This window comes from Paraburkholderia domus (assembly GCF_905220705.1).
Lineage (GTDB): Bacteria > Pseudomonadota > Gammaproteobacteria > Burkholderiales > Burkholderiaceae > Paraburkholderia > Paraburkholderia domus.
Genome location: NZ_CAJNAT010000001.1, coordinates 318,418 through 334,183 on the forward strand (window position 1 = coordinate 318,418; position 15,766 = coordinate 334,183).

At 61.8% G+C, this 15,766-nt stretch carries 13 protein-coding genes and 5 tRNA genes; 6 read left to right on the forward strand and 12 right to left on the reverse strand.

The window, feature by feature from the left end:
* Positions 1-291 precede the first annotated feature (291 nt).
* Positions 292-1,938 (forward strand): DEAD/DEAH box helicase, encoded by a 1,647-nt coding sequence (locus KHO31_RS01340; protein ID WP_211622552.1) that lies wholly within the window; start codon positions 292-294, stop codon positions 1,936-1,938.
* 469 nt (positions 1,939-2,407) lie between these two features.
* A complete protein-coding gene (aceA, locus tag KHO31_RS01345; protein ID WP_201073261.1) occupies positions 2,408-3,712 on the forward strand; it encodes an isocitrate lyase in 1,305 nt (434 codons plus the stop codon).
* Positions 3,713-3,984: 272 nt separating this feature from the next.
* Here aceA and KHO31_RS01350 read toward each other — a convergent pair whose 3' ends face one another.
* Positions 3,985-4,419, reverse strand: coding sequence for a universal stress protein (locus tag KHO31_RS01350; RefSeq protein ID WP_201073262.1), 435 nt, complete (start codon positions 4,417-4,419; stop codon positions 3,985-3,987).
* 216 nt (positions 4,420-4,635) lie between these two features.
* The gene (locus KHO31_RS01355; RefSeq protein WP_211620798.1) at positions 4,636-5,538 is read right to left on the reverse strand and encodes a LysR family transcriptional regulator; all 903 of its coding nucleotides are present in this window, start codon (positions 5,536-5,538) and stop codon (positions 4,636-4,638) included.
* Positions 5,539-5,715: 177 nt separating this feature from the next.
* On the opposite strand from KHO31_RS01355, the gene KHO31_RS01360 reads away from it, so the two are divergent.
* Positions 5,716-6,555, forward strand: coding sequence for a (S)-2-haloacid dehalogenase (locus KHO31_RS01360; protein ID WP_201073264.1), 840 nt, complete (start codon positions 5,716-5,718; stop codon positions 6,553-6,555).
* Between the two features lie 83 nt (positions 6,556-6,638).
* Positions 6,639-8,249, forward strand: a complete 1,611-nt coding sequence (aceB, locus tag KHO31_RS01365) for a malate synthase A (protein WP_201073266.1) — start codon at positions 6,639-6,641, stop codon at positions 8,247-8,249.
* A 236-nt stretch (positions 8,250-8,485) separates the two neighbouring features.
* Here the strand turns inward: aceB and KHO31_RS01370 are convergent, their stop codons facing one another.
* The gene (locus tag KHO31_RS01370; RefSeq protein ID WP_120304772.1) at positions 8,486-8,887 is read right to left on the reverse strand and encodes a gamma-glutamylcyclotransferase family protein; all 402 of its coding nucleotides are present in this window, start codon (positions 8,885-8,887) and stop codon (positions 8,486-8,488) included.
* A 55-nt stretch (positions 8,888-8,942) separates the two neighbouring features.
* Complete coding sequence (gene rraA, locus KHO31_RS01375) at positions 8,943-9,437, reverse strand: ribonuclease E activity regulator RraA (RefSeq protein WP_201073267.1); 495 nt, start codon at positions 9,435-9,437, stop codon at positions 8,943-8,945.
* 207 nt (positions 9,438-9,644) lie between these two features.
* Here rraA and KHO31_RS01380 point away from each other — a divergent pair, with 207 nt between their 5' ends.
* On the forward strand, positions 9,645-10,514 hold the full coding sequence (locus KHO31_RS01380; protein ID WP_201073268.1) for an AraC family transcriptional regulator: 870 nt from the start codon (positions 9,645-9,647) through the stop codon (positions 10,512-10,514).
* A gap of 32 nt (positions 10,515-10,546) precedes the next feature.
* Here KHO31_RS01380 and KHO31_RS01385 read toward each other — a convergent pair whose 3' ends face one another.
* The 7 genes from KHO31_RS01385 to gltX form a co-directional block, all read right to left on the reverse strand.
* Positions 10,547-10,960: a GNAT family N-acetyltransferase gene (locus tag KHO31_RS01385; protein WP_201073269.1), complete on the reverse strand. Its 414-nt coding sequence runs from the start codon at positions 10,958-10,960 to the stop codon at positions 10,547-10,549.
* Between the two features lie 205 nt (positions 10,961-11,165).
* Positions 11,166-11,242 (reverse strand) — tRNA-Asp (locus KHO31_RS01390).
* Between the two features lie 95 nt (positions 11,243-11,337).
* A tRNA-Glu gene (locus tag KHO31_RS01395) sits at positions 11,338-11,413 on the reverse strand.
* A gap of 61 nt (positions 11,414-11,474) precedes the next feature.
* Positions 11,475-11,551 (reverse strand) — tRNA-Asp (locus KHO31_RS01400).
* A gap of 82 nt (positions 11,552-11,633) precedes the next feature.
* Positions 11,634-11,709: transfer RNA gene (locus KHO31_RS01405), tRNA-Glu, on the reverse strand.
* Positions 11,710-11,874: 165 nt separating this feature from the next.
* A tRNA-Ala gene (locus KHO31_RS01410) sits at positions 11,875-11,950 on the reverse strand.
* 122 nt (positions 11,951-12,072) lie between these two features.
* Complete coding sequence (gene gltX / locus KHO31_RS01415) at positions 12,073-13,482, reverse strand: glutamate--tRNA ligase (protein ID WP_211620804.1); 1,410 nt, start codon at positions 13,480-13,482, stop codon at positions 12,073-12,075.
* Between the two features lie 424 nt (positions 13,483-13,906).
* Here gltX and KHO31_RS01420 point away from each other — a divergent pair, with 424 nt between their 5' ends.
* On the forward strand, positions 13,907-14,857 hold the full coding sequence (locus KHO31_RS01420) for a patatin-like phospholipase family protein (protein ID WP_201073271.1): 951 nt from the start codon (positions 13,907-13,909) through the stop codon (positions 14,855-14,857).
* Between the two features lie 200 nt (positions 14,858-15,057).
* Here KHO31_RS01420 and KHO31_RS01425 read toward each other — a convergent pair whose 3' ends face one another.
* Positions 15,058-15,723: a C40 family peptidase gene (locus KHO31_RS01425; protein ID WP_172315611.1), complete on the reverse strand. Its 666-nt coding sequence runs from the start codon at positions 15,721-15,723 to the stop codon at positions 15,058-15,060.
* Between the last annotated feature and the right edge of the window lie 43 nt (positions 15,724-15,766).

The following is a 15,766-nucleotide window of genomic DNA, read 5'->3' on the forward strand; positions in this document are numbered from 1 at the left end:
GGCTTTCCTCTAGCGGCCTTTGCGGCGCAGCGCCTCGTAGCGTTTAGCTCCAATCCAGTTTAGAACCTGTCCCCTCCTGCCTAGCCCCCTACGGGCGATCATGTCCCAGGCTGGCGGCACGCCGTGTTGGCATGTCGCATCCGATACAGCTTCTAACGAAAAGCTCGCCTTCATTGTCGCGAGCTGCCCCCGTTTTTCGATTTGCTCGCTGCTTCTTTGCTCGCTGAATCCGACGACTTGGGTATGCCGATTGGCGCCGACGTTTTAATTCCCTGTGTACCAAGGATTCTCATGACTTCGAGCAATACCCCCAGCAGCCCGTTGAACGCCATCGCCGATCAAGCCCTCGGTCTCGCCGACGCACCCGCACAAGCCGCAGCTGTTGCTGCCGCTCCGGAAGCCGTCGCCGCAGAAGCCGCAGCGCCGACCGGCCCGTCGTTCGCGTCGCTCGGTCTCTCCGCGGATGTCGTCTCCGCGCTGACCGCCGCTGGTTATCAAAACCCGACTCCGGTTCAGCAACGCGCGATCCCCGCTGGCATCGCCGGCCGCGATCTGATGGTCTCGAGCCCGACCGGTTCGGGCAAGACCGCCGCGTTCATGCTGCCCGCTATCGAACGTTTCTCACAACTGCAAAAGGCGCAAGCCAGCCAGCCGCGTGAACCGCGTCCGGCTGACGGTGCCCGCACGCGCCGTCCGCAACCGGTTGCCCGTCCGACCATGCTGGTTCTGACGCCGACCCGCGAACTCGCCATGCAGGTCACCACCGCCGCTGCCACGTATGGCAAGCACCTCAAGCGTCTGCGCACCGTCAGCATTCTGGGCGGCGTCGCGTATGGTCAACAACTGATGCTGCTGGCAAAGAACCCGGAAATCCTGGTTGCTACGCCTGGCCGTTTGATCGACCACCTGGAACGCGGCCGTATCGATCTGTCGCAACTGCAGATCCTCGTGCTCGACGAAGCCGACCGCATGCTCGACATGGGCTTCATCGAAGACATCGAAACGATCGTCGCCGCTACGCCGGCAACGCGTCAAACGATGCTGTTCTCGGCCACGCTCGACGGCAAGATCGGTTCGCTGACCGGCCGTCTGCTGAAGGATCCGGAACGCATCGAGATCGTTCAACGCCTCGAACAACGTACCAACATCGCGCAAACCGTCCACTATGTTGACGACCGCGATCACAAGGATCGTTTGCTCGACCATCTGCTGCGCGACGAGGGCCTCGACCAGGCTATCGTCTTTACGGCAACCAAGATGGACGCTGACCAACTGGCTGGCCGTCTGGCCGACGCCGGTTTCGAATCGGCTGCTCTGCACGGCGATCTGCCGCAAGGCGCACGTAACCGCACGATCCGCGCGCTGCGCGAGCGCCGTGTGCGCGTGCTGGTCGCAACGGACGTCGCCGCTCGCGGTATCGACATCCCGGGCATCACGCACGTATTCAACTACGATCTGCCGAAGTTCGCTGAAGACTACGTGCACCGTATCGGCCGTACCGGCCGTGCTGGCCGCTCGGGTATCGCAGTGAGCCTCGTGCACCACGCTGAACAAGGCGCGTTGAAGCGTATCGAGCGTTTCGTGCGCACTCCGCTGCCGGTCAACGTCGTCGCAGGCTTCGAGCCGCGCAAGTCGGCTCCGTCGGGCAACGGCGGCCGTCCTGGCTTTGGCGGCCGCGGCCGTCCGGGCGGTGGCAACGGCGGTGGCCGTCGCTTCGGCAGCGGCAGCGGTGCTGGCAAGCCGGCCGGTAACGGCGGCGGTGCTCGCAGCGGTAGCGGCAATGGCGGCAGCTGGGCAGGCAAGTCGGCTGGCGGTGGTTCGCGTGAAGGCGGCTTCGGCGGCGGTTCGCGTGAAGGCGGCTTCGGCGGCGGTTCGCGTGACGGCGGCTACGGCGCACGCCGCAGCGACGGCCCGCGTACGGCGCGTCGCGGCAGCTAAGCAGCGACTCAGCAGTCATCAGGCAAGCGCAATTTACGTGGCTCGTTCAGTACGTAAGGCGGCCTGAAAAGACCCGGACGGCCTCGCGCCGATCCTCAGTCGAAAGAAACCGGTGCTCAGGCACCGGTTTCTTTTCGTCCGTGCTTTGCTCATCGCCCGAATTTCACGATGTGGAAAATTTTTTTGCGTCGTAAAAAATTGTGTTGCAAGGCACAAGATACCTATTGCGAGATGGGAAAAGACGTTTCTCAATGCGGAACGATCTCCGTAATCAATTGATTTTAAACATAAATTAATATCCAAAAAACGCCTCTTCGCGACTATTGCGACGCCATCGATTTGCCTAGACTCTTATACAAGACTTCACGAAACGTAACGCCTAAAAGGGCCAGTCGCTTCGACGAAGATCGCAAGTTTCTTGCATGGGACCAGAGTCAACCATTCATTACAGGCAACCGAGGAGCACACCATGTCGCGCGAACAACAAGCCAAGCAACTCCAGCAGCAATGGGAAACCGATCCGCGTTGGAAAGGCGTGAAGCGTACGTACACCGCTGAAGACGTGATCCGTCTGCGCGGGTCGCTGCAAGTGGAGCATACGCTTGCCAAGCGCGGCGCGGAAAAGCTGTGGGAAAGCGTGAACAACGAGCCGTTCGTCAACTCGCTCGGCGCGCTGACCGGCAACCAGGCAATGCAGCAGGTGAAAGCAGGCTTGAAGGCGATCTACCTGTCGGGCTGGCAAGTGGCGGGCGATGCGAACGTCGCCGGCGAAATGTACCCGGACCAGTCGCTGTACCCGGCGAACTCGGTGCCGCTCGTCGTGAAGCGCATCAACAACACGCTCACGCGCGCTGACCAGATCCAGTGGTCGGAAGGCAAGAACCCGGGCGACGAAGGTTACATCGACTACTTCGCACCGATCGTGGCCGACGCGGAAGCCGGTTTCGGCGGCGTGCTGAACGCGTTCGAACTGATGAAGGCAATGATCGAAGCCGGCGCTGCAGGCGTCCACTTCGAAGACCAGCTCGCTTCGGTGAAGAAGTGCGGCCACATGGGCGGCAAGGTGCTCGTGCCGACCCGCGAAAACATCGCCAAGCTCACCGCTGCACGTCTGGCCGCCGACGTCTCCGGCGCACCGACCGTGCTGCTGGCTCGCACCGACGCTGAAGCCGCCGACCTGATCACCTCGGACGTGGACGACAACGACAAGCCGTTCCTGACGGGCGAACGCACAGTGGAAGGTTTCTATCGCACGAAGCCGGGTCTCGAACAAGCGATCTCGCGTGGCCTCGCCTACGCGCCGTACGCCGACATGATCTGGTGCGAAACCGGCAAGCCGGATCTCGAGTTCGCGAAGAAATTCGCCGACGCGATCCACAAGGAATTCCCGGACCAGCTGCTGTCGTACAACTGCTCGCCGTCGTTCAACTGGAAGAAGAACCTGGACGACGCAACCATCGCCAAGTTCCAGCGCGAGCTCGGCGCAATGGGCTACAAGTTCCAGTTCATCACGCTGGCCGGCTTCCACGCGCTGAACTACTCGATGTTCAACCTGGCGTACGGCTATGCCCGCAACCAGATGACCGCCTTCGTCGAAATGCAGCAGGCTGAATTCGCTGCGGCCGAAAAGGGCTTCACCGCGGTCAAGCACCAGCGCGAAGTCGGCACCGGCTACTTCGACGCCGTGACGCAAACGGTCGAGCGCGATGCGTCGACGACTGCCCTGCATGGTTCGACGGAAGACGAACAGTTCTTCGACAAGAAGGTCGCTTAGGTCATCGGTCATCTCGCGGTCTGATCGCGAGAATGGCAACGCAGACGAGAAAGCGGCCCCGTTAGAGGGCCGCCGTCAGGGAGGAGCAAAGCGATCAGGGCTGACGTACGCCGGTCTGCCCTGATCGCTGGAATCTGGGAGAGAGCAGTAGCTAAGACAAAGCCAGCGCAACGCATTGTGCGGCGGGTACAGGACGCGCCGGCATCATCGCCGGCGCGTTTTTTTGCCATGCCTGCCGTACGTACTCGCGATGGAAATCGCGAGCGTGCACCTCAGCGGTACACGATCACTGGAATCTTCGTATGCGTCAGAACCCGCTGCGTCTCGCTGCCGATCAGCAGGCTGCCGAGACCGCGCCGTCCATGCGACGCCATGAAAATCACGTCGCAGCCGCCCTGCTCAGCCGCTTCGATGATGCCGAGGTACGGCGCCGGATGCACGCTGGTGCGGCTGTCGAACGCGACACCGACACGGCGCGCGGCCAGCTCCACTTCCCGCAGATGCACCTGCGCTTCACGCTCGCTGCGCTGCAGAAACTCGACCGGGGGCTCGATCACCACGTCGGAGAACGGCGAGTAGGGATATTGCGGCAGACACGCGTAGGCAGTGACGCGAGCGCCGACAACCTGCGCGAGATCGATGGCGCCGTCTATCGCTTTGCGCGACAGGTCTGAACCATCGGTCGGAACCAGGATGTGCCTGAACATGTTGCCCTCCGTCGCCGGCTGCTTACAGAGCGCGGCGTCAGCGTCCCACGAGGCTCGGCATAAAAGCCGCTTCAATCGATTGTAGTTCGCAGAAAAGCGCTCAAGGCTGTCGTGCGGGTCTGTCCGCATATCGGAAACCCGCTGCGTGGAGCTTCGCAACGGCTGCGTGAGGCGGCACAAGGACCATCACGCCAGCTGGCCGGACCTCTGCCGCGCTCAGCCCCAGTAATCAGGATGGCCGTACGTATGCTTGAGAAAGTCCAGAAACAGCCGGACCCGCAGCGGCAAATGCCGTCGCTGCGGAAAGACCGCATGGATACCGATCGGCGGCGCGGCGAACTCGTCGAGCACGCTGACCAGCCGGCCAGCCGCGATATCCGTGCCGACCTCCCACCACGAGCGCCATGCGAGCCCATAACCTTCGAGGCACCACTCGTGCAGCACGGCACCGTCCGAGCATTCCATCGTGCCGGACACCTTGATCGACACGACCTTGTCGCCCTGCTGGAACATCCAGCCGCGCTGCTGATTGGCGCTCGCGCCCAGGGCGAGGCAGTTGTGGTGCGCGAGATCGGCCAACGAGTGCGGCGAACCCCGCCGGCTCAGGTACGACGGCGATGCCACGCACACACGGCGGTTCTCACCCAGCTTGAGCGACACCAGCGACGAATCCGGCAGCTCGCCCAGGCGCACGGCGCAGTCGAACCCCTCGTTGACGAGGTCGACCAGCCGGTCGGACAAGTCGAGCGTAATCGACACATCCGGATGCGCGACAGTGAAGGCCGGCACCAGTGGCGCAACGTGCCGCCGCCCGAACCCGGCCGGCGCCGACAGCCGCAAATGGCCGCTCGCCTTCACACCGCCCGCCGACACGCTGGCCTCGGCGTTCTGCATGTCGTGAATGACACGCTGACAGTCCTCGAGAAACGCCGAGCCTTCGAAGGTCAGCGTGATCTTGCGCGTGGTGCGCACCAGCAATTTGACGCCGAGGCGCTCTTCGAGCGCATCGATGCGGCGGCCGATGATTGCGGGCGCGACGCCCTCGGCCGAGGCCGCGGCAGACAGGCTGCCTCTCGCCGCGACGGTAACGAAAGTTTCGATTTGCTTGAAACGGTCCATGGCTAGCGGAGCCGCAACGCCTCGAAGGGAGTCCCCTTGGGCGCTTGCGTGGGAAAGTGGTCGGTGCGCGTCAGATTAGGTGTATGAAAGTAAAAGATCAAGTGATGTTTAGCCTCTTTTTTAGCGCGTAGCATCACTAATACAATTCCTCCTGACCTCTGATAGGAGTGCACGGCAATGTCGGCCACAACGACACTCTCCCCTAAAGCAGTGATTTTCGACGCGTATGGCACGCTTTTCGACGTGCATTCGGTGATCGCCGCCGCGGAGCAGATGTTCCCCGGCCACGGCGACGCGCTCTCGCAGTTGTGGCGCCAAAAACAGATCGAATACACGCAGCTGCGTACACTCGCGGCGCCGGCCAGCGCGCCCGGCGTGCATTACCGGCCGTTCTGGGACATCACGCTCGACGCCTTGCGCTTCGCCGCCAAGAAACTGCATCTCACCCTGAGCCGTGCGGCAGAGAAGCGTTTGATGGACGAATATGCGTGCCTGTCCGCCTTTCCCGATGCCGTGCCGGTGCTGCGCCAGCTGCGCGATGCGCCTTCCAGATCGTCAGCGTCTGTACCTGTGGGCGGCAAACCCGGCTCACGGCTTGGTCTCGCGATTCTCTCGAACGGCAATCCGCAAATGCTCGACATCGCCGTGAAGAGCGCCGGCATGACGGGCCTGTTCGACCATGTTCTATCCGTCGACACAGTGCGCGCCTACAAACCCTCGCCCGCGGCCTACTCACTCGGCACGCAAGCCTTCGACGCAGAAGCGCGCGAGATCGTCTTCGTGTCGTCGAACGGCTGGGACGTGGCAGGCGCGAGCTGGTTCGGCTTCACAACGTTCTGGCTTAACCGGCAAAACGCACCAGCCGAAGAACTGGGCGTCACGCCGCATGGCGCGGGTGGAGGCATGAACGATCTGCTCGCATTTCTGAAGTCCCTCGCATCGCCCGGCCGTACCAGCGGTACGGGCAACACCGGCAATCCCGGCGGCAGCCGCACGCGCCACAGCCCTGGCGCATGACGGCTACCACTTCGATTCCGCGACGCAACTCAACCGCATTTCAACATATGCATCTTTGCAATCTGACCGACCAAGGAGAAACCATGACGAATCCGCTGTCATCGCAATCGCCGCTGCAGCTGCCGCAAGGCATGGAAATCACGGCTGAGATCAAGCCTGGTTATGAAGCGATCCTCACCCGCGAAGCGCTCGAACTCGTCGCCGCGCTGCATCGCACGTTCGAACCGCGCCGTCAGCAGCTGTTGCAGGCTCGCGTAGAACGCACGAAACGGCTCGACGCCGGCGAGCGCCCCGACTTCCTCGCCGAAACGAAAAGCGTGCGTGAAGGCGACTGGAAGATCGCGCCGCTGCCGCAAGATCTGCAATGCCGCCGTGTGGAAATCACCGGCCCGGTCGAGCGCAAGATGATCATCAACGCGCTGAATTCGGGCGCGGATTCGTACATGACCGACTTCGAAGATTCGAATGCGCCGAGCTGGGACAACCAGATTACCGGCCACATCAATCTGAAGGACGCGGTGCGCCGCACGATTTCGCTCGAACAGAACGGCAAGTCGTACACGCTGAACGACAAGATCGCCACGCTGATCGTGCGCCCGCGCGGCTGGCATCTGGACGAAAAGCATGTGACGGTGGACGGCAAGCGCGTCTCCGGCGGCATCTTCGATTTCGCGCTCTTCATGGTTCACAACGCGAAGGAACAGGTCGCGCGCGGCACGGCGCCCTACTTCTATCTGCCGAAGATGGAGAGCCATCTGGAAGCGCGCCTGTGGAACGACATCTTCCTCGCGGCACAGGAAGCCGTCGGCGTGCCGCGCGGCACGATCCGCGCGACCGTGCTGATCGAAACAATCGTCGCTGCATTCGAAATGGACGAGATCCTGTACGAGCTGCGCGAACATAGCTCTGGCCTGAACGCCGGCCGCTGGGACTACATCTTTTCGGCAATCAAGAAGTTCAAGAGCGACAAGGACTTCTGCCTTGCCGACCGCTCGCAGATCACGATGACCTCGCCGTTCATGCGTGCGTACGCGCTGCTGTTGCTGAAGACTTGCCACCGCCGCAACGCACCGGCAATCGGCGGCATGAGCGCACTGATCCCGATCAAGAACGATCCGGCGGCGAACGACAAGGCAATGGGCGGTGTGCGCTCCGACAAGGCGCGCGATGCGGGCGACGGTTACGACGGTGGCTGGGTCGCGCATCCGGGCCTCGTGCCGATCGCGATGGAAGAATTCGTCAAGGTGCTCGGCGACAAGCCGAATCAGATCGGCAAGCAGCGCGGCGACGTGCTCGTCACCGCGGCCGACCTGATGGACTTCCGCCCGGAAGCGTCGATCACCGAAGCGGGCTTGCGCAACAACATCAACGTCGGCATTCACTACCTGGGTTCGTGGCTCGAGGGCAACGGCTGCGTGCCGATTCACAACCTGATGGAAGACGCCGCCACCGCGGAGATCTCGCGCTCGCAAGTGTGGCAATGGCTGCGCTCGCCGAAGGGCAAACTCGACGACGGCCGCAAAGTCACGGCCGAGCTGGTGCGCGAGTTGTCGGCGCAAGAGCTCGACAAGGTGAAGCAGGCAGTCGGCGGCGATACGAAGCCGTACGATCGCGCCGCACAAATCTTCGAAGACATGTCGACGTCGGAGCAGTTCACCGACTTCCTGACGCTGCCGCTGTACGAGGAAATCTGAGGCATCTGACCGGCCTCATGCATCGGCCTCATGGTGCAGCAATAACGACGTCGTACCAGACCCGCTTTCGCCAGCCACGCACGATGAAAGAGCGGCCTGGGTCGCAAGGCTGACCGACCGGACGGCCCGACAGGCATATGCCTGCCGGGCCGTTTTTTTATGTGCTCGCGCAACGTGCTGGCGATGCGTTCGTCATGTGCTCGCAGTCCGCTCGCTGCGGGCGAGTTATGCGCCCTTCAGCGCGTGCTGCGGTACTCGACCCAATCGCCCGATCTGATTTCCGGGAGACCCTTCACCGCATTGGGCGCAACCGGATAGAAGCGGCAGTTCACGACGTTGCCGTCTACTTTCACCATCACTTCTCGCGCAAGGAAACGATCTTCGACGCCGGGATACACTGCCTCGATCTCGTCGAGCACCGCAACCAGTTCATCGTCGATTTCGTAGACGTCGCCTGTGACATCCACGCCCGCTTCGTCGACCACCAGGCCCGGATACAAGCCGAAGTCGAATAAATGGCCGCGCACGGTGGCCGTGCCGAGCAGATTGGGCGCGGCGATCTCGTTGCGCGCCGCAGCATTCCTGAGGTCGTTCACTTCACCGGCACGCAACGTGCCGTATACAAAGACGGTCTGCATCGTTGTTTGCTCTCCTTAAGGATGGGTTTGGCTTGCCTCGGCTGTAGCCGAGGGTTCAAATCAGCGACGTACTCGCCACCAGCACGCCGTCGATATCCGCATAGATCCATTCGCCCGGACGTACCAGCGCGCCCGGCAATTGCACCGGCACGTCGCGCTCGCCTGTGCCGAGCTTCTGGCCACGCCGGGGGCAGGTTGTCAACGCCGCCACGCCGACATTGACTTCATTGAGCTCCAGCGCATCGCGCACGCAGCCGTTCAGCACGATGCCCGCCCAGCCGTTCTGCTCGGCGATTTGCGCAAGATTGCCGCCGACCAGCGCGCGACGCAGACTGCCGCCGCCGTCGACCACCAGTACCCGGCCCGCGCCCTTCTCCTCGAGCGTGGCGCGCACGAGTGCGTTGTCCTCGAACACCTTTAGCGTCACCGCCTCGCCGCTGAAACACTCGGCGCGACTGAAGAGATGGAACACCGGCTCGAGGACACGCAGCGTGCCCAGCGCCAGTTGGTCCTCGTGCGCATCGCACAAGTCAGCGGTTGCAAAGCTCATGGGGTTCTCCTCGGGATCGGTGCAATCGAGACATTATGCAACGTTGACTCCGACGTAACACCTACAATGAGAAGCCCGCGGTGGTTTTGGGTCCGCGCCTTCGGAGTCCGCGCTTGAGCGCTCGATGTTTGAGCGCCCCATGCTCGTAGATTCCGTGCTCACAGGCTCCGCGTTTTTTGAGTTCTGTCCACTGGATCGATCTTCAACATGAATTCGTCCACTGACTCAGTCCAGTCGAGCCAGGTCCACTTCGCCGACATCCCGCCCGAATTCCAGCCGACGCAAACGCACCCGATCCGCGTACGCTCGCGGCTGATACCTTCGGGCTGGCGCATCGCGCGCCACACGCACGCATGGGCACAGGTAGCCTACGCCTCGCGCGGCGTGCTGCGGGTTGCGACGACGGGCACGACGTGGATGGTGCCGCCATCCAGGGCGATCTGGGTACCGCCGCATGTGACGCACGAAGTCGTCGCCGTCGAAGATGCATTTCTGCGCACGCTCTACATTACCGAAAGCACCGTCCCGGCCGGACTGGATACGCCGCGCGTGGTCGAAGTGTCGGATCTGCTGCGCGAAGTCATCGCAGCGCTCGATACACCAGGCATTTCAGCGACACGCGAACAGCTGCTAGGCGCCCTCGCGCTCGACGAGCTGACGCGTTCGGAGCCGCTGCCTCTGTCCGTGCCGATGCCCAACGAAAAGCGCTTGCGTGCGCTGTGCGAGGCCGTGATCGCAGACCCGACTCACGGCGACTCGCTCGAACAATGGGCATCGAGCGTGGGGGCGAGTACGCGCACGATTGCGCGGCTGTTTCGTCAGGAGTTGGGCGTGAGTTTTTCGCAATGGCGTCAGCAGGCCATTCTCGCGCGCGCAATTCCACTGTTGAGCCAAGGACGGCCGCTTTCACATGTCGCACAGGAGCTGGGTTATCAGAGCCAGAGTGCGTTCTCGGCGATGTTCCGGCGGGCCTTCGGCGAAAGTCCGCGTGCATTCATCGAGCGTGGCTCTGAACATCGTGTGGAGAGCGGGGATCGTGGCGATCGAGAGGCGGACGAAGAGACCGCGCAAAAGTGATGGCGTAACGCGCAACCGCTAGCCGCAGTGCGTCAGACGCGCCGCGCCAGATGACGGATCGCCCCGAGTTGCGCCAGGCGCGGCCCGGCCAGCTTGTAGCCCTTGCGCTGATACAGCCGCGCTGCAGGATTGTCGACGAACACGCGTAACTGCAACTCCCGCAGTCCGCGCTCGCGCGCCCACTGATGCGACATATCGAGCAGGTATGTGCCGGCGCCCAGCCGCCGATGCCCTTCGGCAATCTGCACGTCGCGGATATGCAGCGAATCGCCTTCTTGTGTGATGCGCAGCACACCGATCGGTTCGCCGTCCACTTCGAGAATGAAATTCTCCGACTCGCGCCAGCTGCCGAGAAACAGATCGCCACGCCAGACCAGATGGTGCCGGCGATAGTAGCCACCCATGTTATTGCGAGTCAGCGCCTCGGCGAACTCGAAATCGTCCATGCTGGCACTGCGCAGATGAAACGGTGACGGAGCTTCGGTTGGATCGAACATGGTGGAACGACGAAGATGAGTCGGGTCAACGGTAAAACAGGCCGCGCGTGCTGGCAATGGCTGTTTGTCCCGAGCATACCCGGACGATACCCAGGCAGAGCCGGCTGCGGAAATAAAAAAAGCCCGCTTCTTTCGAAGTGGGCTTTTCAAAATCTGGCGGAGCGGACGGGACTCGAACCCGCGACCCCCGGCGTGACAGGCCGGTATTCTAACCAACTGAACTACCGCTCCAGATTTTTTAACCGTGGTGTGTGAGCTTGGCTCTCTCACCAACTGCACCGCTCATACTGCTAACTCATATTGCTAACTGAGCGACACCGATGTTCTGGCGTCCCCTAGGGGATTCGAACCCCTGTACTCACCGTGAAAGGGTGATGTCCTAGGCCTCTAGACGAAGGGGACAACGTACTGCTTACACCTTTAATGAAAAAGCCCGTTCAAGTTTGTATGAACGGGCTTTGTCTGGCGGAGTGGACGGGACTCGAACCCGCGACCCCCGGCGTGACAGGCCGGTATTCTAACCAACTGAACTACCACTCCAGTTTGCCTATCATGACTTGCGAGCGTTGGTTTTTTCTCTGCAAGCTGCGCTGCTTTACTACTTCCAAGCGACGCTGATGTTTGGCGTCCCCTAGGGGATTCGAACCCCTGTACTCACCGTGAAAGGGTGATGTCCTAGGCCTCTAGACGAAGGGGACATAATCTTTTCAGATCTGTCTTTATCTTGCTGCTAACTTACTTCAACTTTCGGCTAACTTCGTTTCGTCAGCAGCAAAGACCGATATTCTAACTACGTTACAGCTGTTTGTGAAGTCTTTTTTGCTACAAGCTCCAGACTTCGGAACCACTTCACTCTGCTCTGATGGTGGAGGTAAGCGGGATCGAACCGCTGACCTCTTGCATGCCATGCAAGCGCTCTCCCAGCTGAGCTATACCCCCCTTGCAGAACAGAAACGAGATTCTAGAGGCCAATCTGCGCTTTGTAAATACCCTTTGAGCAATTGCATGCGACTTTTTTCGCAAGTCGCATGCAAACCCTCTCAACGCAGGCGCGAATGCGCTCAGGCCAACGCTTTTTCAATACGGCTCACCACGACATCGCGGCCGAACAGCATCAGGACGCTGTCGATCGAGGGCGTATGCGTGGTGCCCGCCACCAGCAGACGAACCGGCATGGCCAGTTGCGGCATCTTCAGCTTGTGCGCGCCGAGCGTTGCCTTCAAGGCTGCAGCGATTGCTTCCTTGCTCCACTCCACCGTCTTGAGCGATGCAGCCAGATCGGCAAGCGCCGGACGCACGACATCCGTGACGTGCTGCGCGAGCGCATCGGCTTCAGGTACCGGCGCGCGATAGAACATCACGGCGTTTTCGGCGATTTCCTTCACCGTCGACGCACGGTCCTTCAGCAAGCCCACCACCGACGTCAAATCGGCGCCTTGCGCAATGACGGCTTCGTCGATACCCAAACCGGTGAAGAACGGCTTGGCAAGCTCTGCGAGGCGCGCGTTATCCGCTTCCTTGATGTAGTGCGCGTTGAGCCAGTTCAGCTTGTCGTGATCGTACTGAGCCGGCGACTTGCCCAGATGCTCCAGATCGAACCATTCGACGAACTGCTCCCGCGTGAAGATTTCCGCATCGCCATGCGACCAGCCCAGACGCGCCAGATAGTTGACCACCGCTTCCGGCAGAAAGCCGGCGTCGCGATAACCCATCACGCTCATCGCGCCGTGACGCTTGCTCATCTTCTCGCCCTGCTCGTTCAGCACGGTCGGCAAGTGGGCATACACCGGCGGCTCGGCGCCGAGTGCACGCAGAATGTTGATCTGACGCGGCGTGTTGTTCACGTGATCGTCGCCGCGAATCACGTGCGTGATGCGCATGTCCAGATCGTCCACCACCACGCAGAAGTTGTAGGTCGGCGTGCCATCCGGGCGCGCGATCACGAGGTCGTCGAGTTCTTCGTTCGAGATTTCGATGCGGCCCTTCACGGCGTCGTCCCATGCGACCACACCCGAGAGCGGATTGCGAAAGCGCAGCACGGGCTGCACGCCGGCCGGCGGCTCCGGCAAGACCTTACCGGGTTCCGGACGCCACGTACCGTCGTAACGCGGCTTTTCGCCGGCTTCGCGTTGGCGTTCGCGCAGTGCGTCCAGCTCTTCCGTCGACATGTAGCACGGGTACACGAGCCCCGCGTCCTGCATCTGCTTGAGCACTTCGCGATAACGGTCCATGCGCTGCATCTGGTAGAACGGGCCTTCGTCGATATCGAGGCCGAGCCATTCCATGCCTTCGAGAATGGCGTCCACGGCTTCGGTACTGGAACGCTCGACGTCGGTGTCCTCGATCCGCAGCACGAAGGTCCCTTTCATCTTGCGCGCGAACGCCCACGGATAAAGCGCGGAGCGAATGTTGCCGAGGTGGATGAAGCCGGTGGGACTCGGTGCGAAACGGGTACGGACGGAGGTGGTCATTAGCGGTTACTCGGAAGACAGGCGCCGGCGCCGTAGCAGACATCGCCAGTGAAGCGCGGCAGCGGACCGTGTCCGTGCAGCTGAAAACGCCTTGCACGGACACGAAGGAAAAAAATGCGAGAGCCGAATTATACCTTCCGAACACGTGTTGCCTGCCCTCGTCCGAATGGCCAATGGCAGCACGCAGGGCGCGTGGAAAGCGTGCATCAAGGCGCCCGAGAGCTTCCTCTGCAACGTTTCATTACGAGGCCGACGCGCGCCCGGAGCTTTGATTTATGATGTGCGCGCGCTGCGGGTGGGGATAGAACCACAGCGCATGGAATCGCCACCGGCGGTTCCGTCCGTTTGACTATCCGCCTGATCGCGGCACAGGTTGCGCCGCTTGCATCGATTGCGCCGCCCTTGGCCGTTGCTGGAGAACCCGTTGAAACCGTCATCCCCTCGCCTCGCCCGCCGCAACTTCTCATTGGCGGCCGCCTCCGCGGTGCTGGCCGCCTGCACCACGACCGGCGGCAGCAAGACCGATAGCACGCCGGTTGCCGGCACGCCCACTACGAACACGCCACCGCTCGACAAACCGCAGCGATCGATCCGCGTTGGGCTCGCGCTAGGCGGCGGCGCCGCTCGCGGGTTCGCGCACATCGGCGTGATCAAGGCGCTCGAGGCACGCAATATCCAGGTCGACCTGGTGGCCGGCACCAGCGCCGGTTCGGTCGTCGGTGCGCTGTACGCCTCGGGAATGAACGGCTTTGCGCTGAACAAGCTCGCGCTGAACATGGACGAAGCATCGATCAGCGACTGGGCCATGCCGTTTCGCACGCGCGGCTTTCTGCAAGGCGTCGCACTGCAGAACTACCTGAATACGACGCTCAACAACCGTCCAATCGAGAAGATGGTCAAACCGCTCGGCGTGGTCGCCACCGACCTGAGGACCGGCCAGCCGATCCTGTTCCAGCGCGGCAACACCGGCATTGCGGTGCGCGCGTCATGCAGCGTGCCGTCGATCTTCGAGCCGGTGAAGATGGGCGGGCACGAATACGTGGACGGCGGCCTGGTGAGCCCGGTGCCCGCCTCGTTTGCGCGCAAGATGGGGGCGGATTTCGTGATCGCCGTGGACATCTCGCAGCGCCCGGAAAGCGGCGTCACCGCCAGCTCGTTTGACGTACTCATGCAAACCTTCACGATCATGGGCCAGACGATCAAGACCTATGAACTCGACAAGTATGCCGACGTCGTGATCCGGCCGAATCTGGCCGCCATGAGCGGCAGCGATTTCTCGCAGCGTAACGCAGCGATCCTGGCCGGAGAGGAAGCCGTAGCGAAGATGATGCCGGAGTTACAACGCAAGCTGGCCGCAAGCCGCAGCGCGGCGTAACCCGCGCCTGGGTCGCACTGGCTACACCGGCCGGTGCGCGTTACCTGCTGTCGTAAGCCGCGCACACGCAGCCCAGACCCACCCCGGGGTGCAGCGAGAAAGATTCGGTGACACATCAGCAAGCGCCCAAACGCAAAAAGCCTGCTTCGAGCGAAGCAGGCTTTTTTTCACACCCAGACCGCCGGTGCAGACAGAATTAGTTACTGATTACCGCCGATCGAAGCATTCACGCGCTTGCGCAGATCTTCACCGTCCTGATAGGACGTCTCGATCCGGCGGGCACCTGTGAAGCGCTTTTCCCAATAGCCGCTGTCCAGATCGTCGACGCGAATCGTGCTGCCCGTGGAAGGCGAATGCACGAACTTGTTGTCGCCGATATAGATGCCAACGTGCGAGAACGTACGGCGCATGGTGTTGAAGAACACCAGATCGCCCGGCTTCAGGTCGCTGACGCGAACCTTCTCGCCGACGCGGCTCATTTCCTCAGCGCGGCGCGGCAGCGCCATACCAAGCGTGTCCTGGAACACGTAGCGGACAAAGCCGCTGCAATCGAGCCCCGAATCGGGTGTATTACCACCCCAACGATAGCGAACGCCGATCATGTTCAGCGCGCCGACCACCACATCGCCCGCTTTTCCGGCCATGCCGGAGAGGAACGATTTGGCGCCGCCGTCGCTGTCGGGAGCGGCCGATTGCGAATTGAGGGGGGACAAAGAATTCGACCCGCTGGGGGTCGAATATGAGGCATTCTGATTAAAACTGCTTACTTCGTCGGCGAACGCGCCGGGAGTTGCTGCCATCAAGACGCCAATGAACATCCCGGCGACGACGCGCGTGCAAGCCTGGGTTAGGTTTCTGTGCTGCATTGGTCGGTATTTTTTGCCTAAAAATCAGTGGGCTACGGAAAAA

Bases quoted from the DNA above. Each gene is read 5' to 3' on its own strand.
- KHO31_RS01340 (WP_211622552.1), top strand. From the start codon at position 292: ATGACTTCGAGCAATACCCCCAGCAGCCCGTTGAACGCCATCGCCGAT.
- aceA (WP_201073261.1), top strand. From the start codon at position 2,408: ATGTCGCGCGAACAACAAGCCAAGCAACTCCAGCAGCAATGGGAAACC.
- KHO31_RS01350 (WP_201073262.1), bottom strand. From the start codon at position 4,419: ATGTTCAGGCACATCCTGGTTCCGACCGATGGTTCAGACCTGTCGCGC.
- KHO31_RS01355 (WP_211620798.1), bottom strand. From the start codon at position 5,538: ATGGACCGTTTCAAGCAAATCGAAACTTTCGTTACCGTCGCGGCGAGA.
- KHO31_RS01360 (WP_201073264.1), top strand. From the start codon at position 5,716: ATGTCGGCCACAACGACACTCTCCCCTAAAGCAGTGATTTTCGACGCG.
- aceB (WP_201073266.1), top strand. From the start codon at position 6,639: ATGACGAATCCGCTGTCATCGCAATCGCCGCTGCAGCTGCCGCAAGGC.
- KHO31_RS01370 (WP_120304772.1), bottom strand. From the start codon at position 8,887: ATGCAGACCGTCTTTGTATACGGCACGTTGCGTGCCGGTGAAGTGAAC.
- rraA (WP_201073267.1), bottom strand. From the start codon at position 9,437: ATGAGCTTTGCAACCGCTGACTTGTGCGATGCGCACGAGGACCAACTG.
- KHO31_RS01380 (WP_201073268.1), top strand. From the start codon at position 9,645: ATGAATTCGTCCACTGACTCAGTCCAGTCGAGCCAGGTCCACTTCGCC.
- KHO31_RS01385 (WP_201073269.1), bottom strand. From the start codon at position 10,960: ATGGACGATTTCGAGTTCGCCGAGGCGCTGACTCGCAATAACATGGGT.
- gltX (WP_211620804.1), bottom strand. From the start codon at position 13,482: ATGACCACCTCCGTCCGTACCCGTTTCGCACCGAGTCCCACCGGCTTC.
- KHO31_RS01425 (WP_172315611.1), bottom strand. From the start codon at position 15,723: ATGCAGCACAGAAACCTAACCCAGGCTTGCACGCGCGTCGTCGCCGGG.